The organism is Limosilactobacillus secundus, from assembly GCF_020784695.1.
Taxonomy (GTDB): Bacteria; Bacillota; Bacilli; order Lactobacillales; family Lactobacillaceae; genus Limosilactobacillus; species Limosilactobacillus reuteri_F.
The window spans coordinates 128,076-140,732 of record NZ_JAJGUA010000022.1 but is presented as its reverse complement, the minus strand read 5'-3'; the positions used below and the strand labels follow the sequence as shown (position 1 = coordinate 140,732).

Sequence of the window (12,657 nt, the reverse complement as noted above, 5' to 3'; positions counted from 1 at the left end):
TTGCCTCTTTTATGGGAACTTAGGGAACTGATCAAAATCAGGGTCTCGTTTTTCATTAAAGGCATCACGCCCTTCTTTACCTTCATCAGTGGTGTAGAAGAGCATCGTCGCATCACCACCAAGTTGTTGGAGGCCAGCTAGTCCATCCGTATCAGCATTCATAGCAGCCTTAATAAACCGTAATGCCGTTGGTGACTTCTTCAAAATTTCGTTACACCAGTCCAAGGTAACCGATTCAACTTGGTCCAAGGGCACAACTTTATTAATCCAGTTCATCTGGTAAGCTTCTTCGGCACTGTAGAAGTGGTTTAAGAACCAGACTTCCTTTGCCCGTTTGTGACCGATCACGCGGGCGAGATAGCCTGAGCCATAACCAGCATCAAAACTGCCGACCTTGGGACCTGTTTGGCCAAATTTGGCATTGTCAGCAGCAATTGTTAAGTCACAGACAAGTTGCAAGATATTTCCGCCACCAACTGACCAGCCTTTTACCATCGCAATAACTGGTTTAGGGATAATACGGATTAAATGCTGCAAATCAAGAACATTAAGCCGAGCAATTTTATCTGGACCTACATATCCCCCATTACCACGAACTCCTTGATCACCACCAGATGAGAAGGCCTTATCACCGGCGCCGGTTAGGATAATCACCCCAATTGTGCTATCATCACGACAGATGGTAAACGCGTCGATCATTTCTTGAATTGTAAGGGGGGTAAAGGCGTTCATCTTTTCTGGACGATTCATTGTGATTTTTGCAATCTTTCCCGCTCGTTCAAAAATAATTTCAGAATAATCTTTAACCGGTTGCCAATCAACTGTTGTCATAACTACTCTACTCCTTTTGTGAGGTCAATAATAATGAACCTATTAGAAAATTTAGATATTCAAACTCAATCAGTCACAGCCAACAAGTGCGTTATCACTGTTAAAGTAAGTGATAAACTCAAGCAACCTTATGGAATTGTTCACGGCGGAATAAACGCAGTCCTCGCTGAAACCGCAGCTTCCTTAGGTGCTAATCAATGGTTAGCTGATCGTCAACAAGATCAAATAGCTCTCGGAGTTAATATTACCACAGAGCACCTCATTGCGGTATCAAATGGTGAATTAAAGGCCATTGCAACGCCGATTAAATGTGGTCGACGAATCCAAACCTGGCAAGTCGATATCTATTGTAATGATCAATGCACTAGTACCAGTATAGTTACTCTGATCAATCAATCCCGGCCTTAATCTTCTGATCATTTCTTTAATTAGTATTCAAAAATAAAATTATTCAGAATTATAAAAACTGGTTATTCAACCTTAATACTATCTTTTCTCACCTTAACGTTCGATTAATCGTTCTGATTATACAAATTCTGTTATTGTTCTAAAATAAGACATTTGATAAATTAATACCAACGCGAGGCGAACTGCGTGATAAAATTAAAACGTTTTATCTTGCCTGAATTAAGGAATGAATCCCTTCTTTTAGGTCGTCAGTTTACCTATTTGGGGAGAAGAAAAATAAATAGGACAAACACTATGATGGGAAGCATGTCGCGTAAATTATAGTTTTAAAGGAGAGCATTTTTGATATGCGCTTCAATGAAGAAGATGAAGAAAAGTACCTTAAGTTGATTAACAATACCCGTCGCGGAAGCAATAAGGACTTCGAAGAGTTATTTCGCCGTTATTGGCCGCTCGTTCGCCGACTATGGCAACGATATAATATTAGCGGCCTTGAATTGGCAGATTGGGAACAGGAAGCCCGTGTTGTGATGCTAGAAGTTATTCGTTTATACAATAATCAAGGTCCGCGCATGTTTAGCTGCTTTTTTAAGGAATGCTTAACCAACCGGATTCGTGATATTCAACGACAAACTCAAGCCCATAAACGGATCCCAGCAGGCTGTCTTTACGCATTAAGCGATGATTTTGCTGAAACACTTACCGACTTTTTACATCATTCCCCTGATGACATTATTTATTGCCGGCAGAGTCTTGACCGTTTACTTTGCCACTGTTCGACATTTGAACGAAAAGTACTAGTGTATCTCCATACTGGTTATTCGATAACTGAGATTGCTGGTACCCTTGATTGCTCTAAACGGAGCGTCCAAAGTGCCTTACATCGTTGCCATGGCAAACTATTAAAAGTATTAATGAAGTAAGGACTTATAAAGCAAAAATAAGGTGCTGTGACATAAGTTAAGTTACTTTCATAAAAAGTAAATACGCAGTACAACAATGGCCTCTAACGTCTGGCTAAGCCGGACGTTAGAGGCCTATTGTTGCTTGCGGGGGCTCGAAAACGAAGTCACAAGTGACTTCTGTCTCGCTCCCTTATTTTTTACGCTTTCCTAATAAACAAACATGCAATCACGGCAACTAATGCACTGATAACAAGCCCGAAGAAAGCAGCCGAATATGAGCCGGCTGCTTGGACAATCCACCCAATTAGGAGCGGACCAACAAAACCGCCGAGTTGCCCACCAAAGTTAACAATCCCGATTGATGACCCATAAGTTTTTTCCGATAAAATCTGCGCAATGAAACTAAAGATGCCAGTAAATGCCAACGATTTGACAAAATAGATTAAAACATCAAAGATCACAACGCCTACTAATGAGGTTGACTTGAAGAGACCAAACATGAAAACCAAGGTCAGGAATGAAGCAATACTAATCATCCATCGTTCATGCTTCTTAAATAAATGCACCATCACAAAGCCGGAAATAAATGCCGCAATGCCTCCAGAAATAACTGGCAATGGTACTAACCAGGCCAAGTTCTTCAAGTTAATTCCTTGTTCTTGTAAGAAATAAACTGGCATCCAGGTTTCAAGCCCCTTAGTAATGATATTCAAGGCAAGTCCAATTACCACAAAGGCCCAGACACGGTGGTCAATCTTTTTCCATTCAATCTTGGGACGAGCCTGTCCATTTCTTTGACCATTATTAATTGGCTGTTCCACCAGGTAATAAGCAAGTAAAATAATAAACCCGCCAACCCCAAGCCAAACAAAGGCATTTCGCCAACCACTGCTAGCAATAATCGGCACAATAATTAGTGGTGCTACTGCTGCCCCGGCGTAATTTGATGAAATTAAGGCAGAAGTTGCCTGTGATTTCTCACTCTTATCATAATTTTCAGAAATTCGTTTTAAAGCTGCTGCTGGGTATGGTCCTTCTGCAATCCCAAATAGAAAACGAATCGCAATCAAAGCAGCAAGCGACCATGCCCAACCAGTCACCATCGTCATTAACGACCAGGCAAACAGGGAAATAACCACCATCAGTTTACTACCAAACTTATCAGTTAAGTATCCCCCAGGTATCTGCATTAAGGTATATCCTAAAAAGAAAGCACTAGCGGTTGCCCCTAATGCTGCTGCCCCAACATGAAAGTCTTTACCGATGTAAGCAAGGGAAATGTTCATCACTGTTCGGTCAGCAAACAAAACCATATATCCTAAATACAACAGTAGAAAAGATCCCCATCTCTTTGCGGTTGTAAAGTTACCTATATTTTCCATAAAATTACCCCTTTAATATAAAGATCTTTTTTATTGTAATTGATCATTTTAGAACTTACCACCCCAATTTTAAGAATGTCCACTAAAATTAAGAACGTCACTCTTAATATTTTTTTGTTAAAATATTAAAGATATCCTAAAAATGATTGTTAATCCAAGGAGGAATTATGGATTTCTCATTTAAAAAACGACCAGTAAAAAGACTATATGGTGAATATACTATTTTATTCATCTTTTTAGCCTTATGTATTTTCGGGACATATTTAGTTACTGGCCATACTTTTATCCTCAGCAAAGATGCTCTCAACCAGCATTTACCCTTACTAGCAAAGTATCGGGAAGCACTGATTAGCTTCTTCCACCATCCCCGTCTAAACTTCTGGTCATGGCAAATGGGACTAGGCAGTGATACCTTTCAAGTATATTCTTACTATACAATTGGAGATGTTTTCTCTTATCTGGCACTACTTTTTCCCGCAGCAAAGATTACCCTTGCTTACCAGGTAATTAATATTATCCGGATGTATTGTGTTGGCCTCGCTTTTGTCTATTTCGCTCAACACTTTAAGTTTCGCAATAGTGTCATTTTGATGGGGGCAACAACCTACCTGGTCAATTCGTTTTTACTCTATGCCTGTATCGCTCAGCCTTTCTTTACCACACCATTTATCATCTTTCCGTTAATTGTGGTCCAGATTGAGCGGATACTACAAGAAGGATCGCCCTGGCCGCTTGCTGGTGCCTTTACATGGATGCTAGTAAGCAACTATTACCTTGCTTATGTTTTAGGAATTGGTTCATTCCTCTATCTTGTCCTTCGCGTAGGAACGCATTATCGTCGCACGCTTAATTATGGGAAAGCCTTGCTTAAACTTGCCTTTGCGACAATTACTAGTATCCTCTTATCAGCGGTCTTGCTCGTCCCCGAAATTATCGCGGTCACAAATTCAACCCGGACTGGATCATTATTTGCTAATGGTTTAAAAACATATCCCCTTTATTACTACCTCTTTTTGCCTAAGTCACTGATTAACGGTGGCCAATGGTATTTCATGTTCTGGTCTGCGCTAGGGATCGTTTCGATTGGGTTTATCGCCCTTGTTTACATTTATTCCCGCCCGCGAAAATATCCCCTGCTAACGATTAGCCTTGGCCTTGCCCTCATCATGCTGCTAATTCCAGCAGTCGGCGCTTTCTTCAACGGAATGATGTCAGCGTCTAACCGTTGGACTCTCTTGATCTACCTTCCATTGGCGATGGCCGTCTGTATTCTGGCTGAAAACATTCCGACACTCGATCAAAAGACAATGGCGGTTCTAAGCTGGGCAACGGGGATTTACCTCATTGTCTTGATCGCAACCTTCTTTTTTGAAAATGAAAATGATATTTTTATGCCAGTTATTTTCCTAATTGGCTCCCTAATGGTCATCTGGTTGATTCACTTAAATAAATTTACTCATCCTTACCGGTGGTTACTAGCGATTACAATGCTTAACGCCGGGGTAAATGCAATCTACGCGGCTTTCCCTTATAATGGTGATTTCTCTAGTAGTATGCTGAGCCGGGGAGAGTATCAGGCAATTACCAGTAACCGTTACGGTAAACTTAATCAGGATTTGAAGAACAATTCTTTTTACCGCGTTTCAACCATTAGCCAAAATAAGATTATTGATGGCCCTAACCTTGATAACGACCTTACTTCCGGATTGCATAACATTGACTCTTACTATTCACTACAAAATAAATATTTGGGACAGTTTAATACAAGCCTGCAAAATAACCAGTATCAGGCTAACATCCCCATTCGGCAAGCCGATGATCGGACAGTTATGAATAATTTCTTTGGCGTTAAATATCTCTTTGTTCAAAGTAATGGTGAGAACGCGACAAAGATTCCCGCTGGTTACTTTTTAGATAAAGCAACCGATCCAGTCATCAATTACGATGAGGGGCAACCAAGCAATCCGCAAAGTAAAGATGAGTTTGTACCCACGCAAACGATGCGGTATAAAACGAACTATGCCTTCCCATTACTTTACTGGCAAGATAACTACATTAGCAAAAAAGATTATCAATCACTCTCGCCAACTGCAAAAGAACGCGTTTTAGCTACCGGTGTTCTGGTTGATAAGCAAGAAAAACTCCGAGGAATGAAGGCCGCTAAGCTCAAGATGCATGTCTATCCCCTTAAAAGCGAATTAGTTTCTAACCGCTTGAATAAGGTTAACCCGGCTAAGCTGACCTATACCGATAGTGAAAAAACTTATCAATTGCAATTACCAGAGCTGCAAAGTAAAAAAATGCAGCAAAAATTAAAGGGGAGCGAGTTGCATATTGAATTTTCTAAGATTAAGTACACCCCCTTCTCCATGAAAGAACAGATTGCCTATGAACAAGCACATCTCAAGGAAACTATCCTTAACCCTGGCAATGTTATTAATCAGCGCTATACCCACTATCGCTATTGGCGTTACCACGTTTTAAATGGTTCACCTGATATTAGCTTTAAGCTTAATATCGGCAGTAAGTTTGGAACCGCTACGATTGAACAGGCGCGGCAAAGTACCCTTTCCTTGTTTAAGTACGTTACTAATTCAACGCTTAATATTGGTTATTATGATGGCAAGCTTCCAACTTCACTTACCTTCCAACCTTCAAAACTCGGAACTTATGAGCTCAAATACCAGGTAGTAGCAGAAAAACTAGATAATAATTATTATCGTGAAGTTAAAACATTGCAGCGCCATCGCCTAGAGGACGTTAAATTCAAACGTAACCAAGTTCAGGGAACGATTAAAACTACTCGTCCTGGTGTCCTTACCTCTTCGATTCCTTATTCTACCGGCTGGTCAGTGAAAGTTAATGGTAAAAAAGCAACTACCTTACGAACAAACCAGGCTTTCTTAGGCGTATACTTACCTGCTGGAATTCACCATGTTACTTTTAGCTATGAGTTGCCGGGAATCAAATTAGGTGCATTACTCAGTTTGATTGGCCTTGGTTGGACCATTCTTGCCGGAATCATTACGATCGTCTGGGAACGAAAGCGCAAGTAGAGCAGAATAATTCTTGCATCCCTTTTAATAGACGCTTAAGATAAAATTAAATCTATGGGCAGGAGAAAAAATCGTGCATAAGAAGTTTACCTACATTGTCTACCAAATTATTATGGCTATCTTAGCTGTTATCTCGATTGGGATGCTGATTGCATATTATGCCAAGCGGATCAATATTGATACTTATCCTTACAATATGATTGACAATGGAATATGGCTAGTCTTCTTTAGTGATTATGTTATCCGCCTGATTATTTCACCAAATAAACGCGAATTTGTTAAAGATAACATCTTTGAACTTCTATCAATCATTCCTGCCAGTAGCCTCTTCTTTCTCTTCCGAATTGGGCAAATTGGTAGGACCTTTCAGATGCTTAAACTCATGCGAATTATGCGTTTAGTCGGTTTTACCGGTCGTCTGGGCGTCTTCTTTGAGCGAAATGAGCTGCTCTACTACTTGTATATTACGATTGCTGTCATAATGATTGCGGCTGCAATGTTTTGTATCTCAGAGAAAGTCTCTTACGAAACAGCCTTATGGTGGGCAATTACAACCGCGACTACGATTGGCTACGGGGATGTGATTCCCAAGACTGGCATTGGGCGGGCAGCCGCAATTGTCCTGATGCTCTTGGGAATTGGTTTTATTGGGATGCTTACCAGTACAATTACTGAATTCTTTGCTAAAAAAGACGAACGGAAGATTTCCGCCCAGTTAGTCAAAATTCAACATGAAAATCGCCAACTAAAGGCTGAGTTAGACGAAATTAAGCGTTTGATTCAGAAAAATAAACGTTAGCAAATAACCCCCATTCTTGGATAAATCCTTGAATGGAGGTTATTTTTAATCTAAATGACTAATCTGAAAAGCTTTGCAGGGTATCCATGATCAATTGGATGAATTTCTCACGATCAATATCAAGAAGGACTTCAGTATTTTGGGGCTTACCAGTTAACTGATAGTAGTCACAAACCGTCTCTCCCCGTGTGAGATCGCCTTGAGTTTCAACATCCACATTCATTTTGTCAGTACCGAACATAGTAGGATCAATCAACCAAGCAATCGTACATGGATCATGGAGGGGCGCACCTTTAAAACCCCACTTAGGATTTTCATGGTACTGTTCAAAGAAGTTTAGGAGACCATGGAAAGCCCGGGCAACTGGATTGTCGATTTGCCCGATTTGCTCAATTTCATCCTTCATAATCTGAGCTTTATGGGTCACATTCAATGGTGCCATTACCAGGGGTAACCCAAAGTTCATTACAATTTTAGCCGCTTCCGGATCAACAAAGATATTAAATTCGACTGATGGACGCCAGTTACCAAGTCCCATTGCTCCACCCATGAAGACAATCTGATCAATCTTTTCTTTTGCCAAGTCAGGATAGACCCGCAAGAATAAGGCCGCATTTGTCATTGGACCGGTGACAACTAAAGTGACTTTCTCATCACTGTCACAAAGGGTTTTAGCGATCAATTCAATAGCCGGAATTGGTTGAACTTTGAAATCGGGATCAGGAAGGGCAGCTCCGTCAAGGCCGGTTTCTCCGTGAACTTCCGGTGCAGTTTCAAGCGGCTCGACCAGCGGAGTTTGGTTCCCCTGAGCAACTGGAATATCTTCTCGATGGAGTAAGGTTAACATCCGCATTGCATTATTTAATGTTTTATCTGGTGTTTGGTTTCCAGCAGAGGTAGTTACAGCAAGGACATCAATTTCTGGTGAAGCAATCGCCATCGTTAACGCCAATGCATCATCATGTCCGGGATCACAGTCAAGAATTATCTTTTTGGTCATTTGTTATCGGCATCCTTTCTTTGTGAATCATTAGTATAGCGGTTACATTAATTATAACAAATGAACATTATTCCGTTTAATGTCGATCATTAAAAATTTAAAAAGACATAATAAAAGGACCACCTAATCGTGATCCTTTTCAATATAAGTTATAATCTTACGCTTTCTTTACTAAATAGATTGGTAAAGCAATAGCGCCAGCTAAAAGGGCTAAAATAGTAAACTTCTTCTTTGAATGCTTCTTAGGTTGTGTAGTTTTGTTTTCAGTTTTATTTTTCTTCATAAGAATCTACTCCTTTGTTCAAAAACCTATCACTACCTACACTCTTATTTTAGCCCCATTTTGCCTTTACGTAAAAATATATGGGCCAGGTAATTAAAGCAATTATAAATAACCAAACAATTATCTTTTGAAATAGGTTAAGTTTCCAAATATGTTTCATAAGTTCACCTTACTTCTTTTTGAGCCAACATTAGTAAGCTTGTTCATACATAAATTAATCTCTAAATTATATCATTAAAAGAAAAAGAACCACCTGCAAGTGATTCTTCGGAAAAAATTAGTTCTTCTTTGCCAACTTATATAGCAAGTACATTGGCCAAATTAAGGCTCCTGCAACAAGTGTTAATAAAACAATCTTTTGGTTCTTTGATAAGTTATGACATGGACACTTCATATCTAATCGCCCCTTTGTTGATCAGTTAAGTTAATTATAACGCATTTGGGTGATAATGTAAGGAAGCGATTTCAAGTTTAAAGAATTTATAAGTAGTAGGGTTTTAATTTAAGCTATAATTAAAATAGATTATTTTATGAGCTTAGGAGATAGTAAAATGACGAAAATTCCATTGCCAACTATTGGTGAAATTTTACAAGAAGAATTTATGATTCCACTCAGTATATCACCAGTAACTTTATCAGAGGAAACCACTATTTCTTTAGAGCAAATTGACCATATCCTGCATAATAAGTTAATAATTAATACAGATATTTCACAACGGTTAGGACAAGTGTTTCATGTCTCTGACAATTATTTCTTGAAGTTGCAAAGAGATATTAATAACCGAAAATAAGTGAATGGTAAAAAGACTAGTTGTTGTAACAGCAATTAGTCTTTTTACTTTAATAATTAGCTCTCTTGAGAAGCCATTTGTTCAGCTTGCTTTACTACGGTCTTAATTGCATCTGGAGCAATATCAGGTGGATAACCGTACTTACGTAGTAGATGTTTAACTGCAACACGCATTTTAGCACGAACATTACTGCGCCGCTCCCAATCGACCCCTGATTGTTGCTTTACAGTCTTTACTAATTCAGCAGCAATAAGATGTAACTTTTCTTCTCCTAATTCTTGAACAGCTTTCTCATGATCAGCTAGTGCATCATAAAAAGCCACTTCTTCTTTTGAAAGTCCCAGATTCTTACCTTCTTGTTGTTCTTTATTAATTTCCTTAGCCATATCAATTAACTTTCTAATTACAATTTCACTGGTAATTCCCCGCTTATTGTAATCATCAATTGACTCTTGAAGTAATTCCTCAAACTTCTTGCCTTTAACAATATTCGTTTTTTGGTAGGCTTTTACTTGCCCTTTTAACAGTTTCTCTAAAAGAGTAATTGCTAGATCTTTCTCAGTAATTTCATTTACTTTTTCAAGAAATTGTTCTGAGATTAAATCTAAGTTAGGGCGTTCTAATCCTAGGTCACGATAAATGTCAACGTTCGGCTCTGAAATAATTGATTGATCTAATAGTTGTTGCATTCGATAATCGACTGAGCTATGAATCTCCTTACTATCGTCTGGATTATCAGGAGCCTCAAGTTTAGTTAAAAATACTTTAACCGTTTTAAAGAATGCAATCTCCGCGCTTAAATCTTGGGCTTCAGGCTGTGTTGAAACTAATGCATAAGCTTTTTGAAGTTCTGTTACTACATCAAAGAATTTTTGCTTTGTTTCATCGTCCTCTGCAGCTAATTCATTTACAACACGAGTAACTGCCTTCTGACGAGTTTGGCTATCATCAGAATCAAATTCTGAGTAATCAATCCCATATAGGAAATCTTCTTTAATAATGTCATATTTCTCTTTTAGAAGCATTAGTGCACGATCAACATTAATTCCAACTTTTCCTTGGTCATCCTTTGTATATACATTTAAGGCAAAACGAAGAGCATCAGCAATCCCAATATAATCAACAATTAGCCCACTATCTTTATTCTTAAACACCCGATTAACACGAGCAATTGCTTGGATAAGATTATGTCCTTGCATTGGCTTGTCAATGTACATGGTATTCATGCTTGGAACATCAAAGCCCGTTAACCACATATCAACCACTATTACAATTTGTAATTCGTCATTGTTATCTTTCATTCGTTGTTGTAACGTAAATCGATCTTGTTTGCTTGTCTTAAATTTAGCAAATTCTGGGCCATCAGAAGCATTAGATGTCATAATAACTTTGATTTTTCCCTTATGAATATCATCATTGATCCACTCAGGACGTAATTTTGCAATTTCATTATATAGCTTTACTGCATTTTGTCGTGACATTTCAACAATCATCGACTTACCAAATTCTTCCTTTTGTCGTGATTCAAAATGATGAACAAAGTGTTGGGCTATTTTTTCTAACCGTGGTTTTGCACCGGCAAGGGCCTCTAATCTAGTAAATGCCCGATTCCGTCGCTCAGTTTCCCTAAGATTAGGATCGTCATTGATACCAGCTTCTTTAATTAACTTTTGATATTCATCAATTGCATTGTCCTTAAGCTTTAATGGGAAAACGTGACTTTCATAATAAATCCGGACCGTGGCATGATCATTAACTGCTTGAGTAATATCATAAACATCAATGTAATTTCCAAACATTGCCACGGTAGATTTATCTTCAGTATTTATTGGTGTTCCTGTAAAACCAATAAATGAGGCGTTAGGAAGAGCCTCACGCAAATATTTAGCATATCCATAACGAATACCATTATCGGTTAGTTTTGCTTGCATTCCATATTGAGACCGATGAGCTTCATCAACCATTACGATAACGTTAGAACGGTTTGTAAGTATAGGCATATGTTCTTCACCTGTATCAAAGTTTGGTGAGAATTTCTGGATTGTACTAAAAACAATCCCGCCAGAATTCTTACTCATATACTTACGAACTTCTCCTCGTGATTCAGCGTGATCGGGGTTTTGTTGTAGATATTCATGAGCAGCCGCAAAGGTACCAAATAACTGATCATCTAAATCATTACGATCGTTAATTACTAAAATAGTTGGATTACCAAGTTTACGAGCTACTATTCCAGAATAAAAGACCATCGACAATGATTTACCAGAACCAGTCGTATGCCAAACAACACCAATTCGTTTGTCATCAGGATCAGCCAATACTTTTGATGTTCTTTTTACAGCTTTATTAACCATATAGTATTGATGATATGCTGCTAAAATCTTGATTGTCTTATCGCCATCACTTTCAAAAAGAATAAAATTCTGAATGATGTTTAATAAATCAGATGGGGTAAGCATGTATTTTATCAATATTTCTAATTCCATCATTGAATCGTCAATATCTACATTTTTCGGCTCGCGCCACCGCATAAAGCGATCAATTCCTGCTGTTAATGACCCAGCTCGCGCATTAATCCCATCAGAAACAATTAAAATTTCGTTATATTGCATATAAGAAGATATCTCTTCTTTATAAGTAGAAAATTGGGCAAAAGCTTGTTGAATACCTACATTCGCATTTGCTGGGTTCTTTAATTCAAATGTAACTAAAGGAAGCCCATTAATAAAAAGAGTAATGTCTGGTCTTCTTTCATGTTCTCCTTGTTTCATTGTAAATTGATTTGTTGCAACAAAAGTATTGTTATCAACATTCTTAAAATCAATCGGATACAAAGTTATAGTTCGGTCTTCACCTTTAATTGATGTTTTTACTTTTGCTCCGCTGATAATTAATTCATGAAGCTTATGATTATTAAGCATCATATCTGGGCTATCTGCTAGCATCTCAAATTGATGAATGGCATTACGGTATACTTCATCATTAAACCCAGGATTTAATTTGCGTAAGGCGTTTTCTAATTGTCCTTTTAAAATAGATTGTGTATGATCATTATTTCTCTCAGCATCTATTTCTGCATTCGGGCTAGTATAACTAGCACTTTTGTAGACTTGATAGCCAGCTTCATCAAGGCATCTTAAAGCAATGCCCTCGATATTTTCTTCGTTAAGATAACTTGCCACAATAAATCACCTCTTTCTGT

The 12,657-nt window shown here is 38.4% G+C and carries 10 protein-coding genes; 5 read left to right on the top strand and 5 right to left on the bottom strand.

Features of this window, described 5'->3' with window-relative positions; translation table 11 throughout:
• Positions 1–9: 9 nt before the first annotated feature.
• The gene (gene menB / locus LMB57_RS01200; RefSeq protein ID WP_229272086.1) at positions 10–831 is read right to left on the bottom strand and encodes a 1,4-dihydroxy-2-naphthoyl-CoA synthase; all 822 of its coding nucleotides are present in this window, start codon (positions 829–831) and stop codon (positions 10–12) included.
• Between the two features lie 33 nt (positions 832–864).
• On the opposite strand from menB, the gene LMB57_RS01195 reads away from it, so the two are divergent.
• Both LMB57_RS01195 and LMB57_RS01190 read left to right on the top strand, forming a co-directional pair.
• The gene (locus tag LMB57_RS01195; protein ID WP_229272087.1) at positions 865–1,239 is read left to right on the top strand and encodes a PaaI family thioesterase; all 375 of its coding nucleotides are present in this window, start codon (positions 865–867) and stop codon (positions 1,237–1,239) included.
• Positions 1,240–1,586: 347 nt separating this feature from the next.
• Positions 1,587–2,162: an RNA polymerase sigma factor gene (locus tag LMB57_RS01190; RefSeq protein WP_003667942.1), complete on the top strand. Its 576-nt coding sequence runs from the start codon at positions 1,587–1,589 to the stop codon at positions 2,160–2,162.
• 179 nt (positions 2,163–2,341) lie between these two features.
• Here LMB57_RS01190 and LMB57_RS01185 read toward each other — a convergent pair whose 3' ends face one another.
• Entirely contained in the window at positions 2,342–3,526 is a 1,185-nt protein-coding gene (locus LMB57_RS01185) for an MFS transporter (RefSeq protein ID WP_229272088.1), read from the bottom strand.
• A gap of 167 nt (positions 3,527–3,693) precedes the next feature.
• Between LMB57_RS01185 and LMB57_RS01180 the strand changes: the two genes are divergently transcribed.
• Positions 3,694–6,582, top strand: a complete 2,889-nt coding sequence (locus LMB57_RS01180; protein WP_229272089.1) for a YfhO family protein — start codon at positions 3,694–3,696, stop codon at positions 6,580–6,582.
• 73 nt (positions 6,583–6,655) lie between these two features.
• Positions 6,656–7,381 (top strand): potassium channel family protein, encoded by a 726-nt coding sequence (locus tag LMB57_RS01175; RefSeq protein ID WP_229272090.1) that lies wholly within the window; start codon positions 6,656–6,658, stop codon positions 7,379–7,381.
• A gap of 58 nt (positions 7,382–7,439) precedes the next feature.
• On the opposite strand, the gene rihA is transcribed toward LMB57_RS01175, so the two are convergent.
• A complete protein-coding gene (rihA, locus tag LMB57_RS01170) occupies positions 7,440–8,381 on the bottom strand; it encodes a pyrimidine-specific ribonucleoside hydrolase RihA (protein ID WP_229272091.1) in 942 nt (313 codons plus the stop codon).
• A gap of 157 nt (positions 8,382–8,538) precedes the next feature.
• Positions 8,539–8,664: a hypothetical protein gene (locus LMB57_RS09785; protein ID WP_003666121.1), complete on the bottom strand. Its 126-nt coding sequence runs from the start codon at positions 8,662–8,664 to the stop codon at positions 8,539–8,541.
• A gap of 551 nt (positions 8,665–9,215) precedes the next feature.
• On the opposite strand from LMB57_RS09785, the gene LMB57_RS01165 reads away from it, so the two are divergent.
• Complete coding sequence (locus tag LMB57_RS01165; protein WP_229272092.1) at positions 9,216–9,455, top strand: HigA family addiction module antitoxin; 240 nt, start codon at positions 9,216–9,218, stop codon at positions 9,453–9,455.
• Between the two features lie 56 nt (positions 9,456–9,511).
• Here LMB57_RS01165 and LMB57_RS01160 read toward each other — a convergent pair whose 3' ends face one another.
• A complete protein-coding gene (locus LMB57_RS01160) occupies positions 9,512–12,640 on the bottom strand; it encodes a type I restriction endonuclease subunit R (RefSeq protein ID WP_418887469.1) in 3,129 nt (1,042 codons plus the stop codon).
• Between the last annotated feature and the right edge of the window lie 17 nt (positions 12,641–12,657).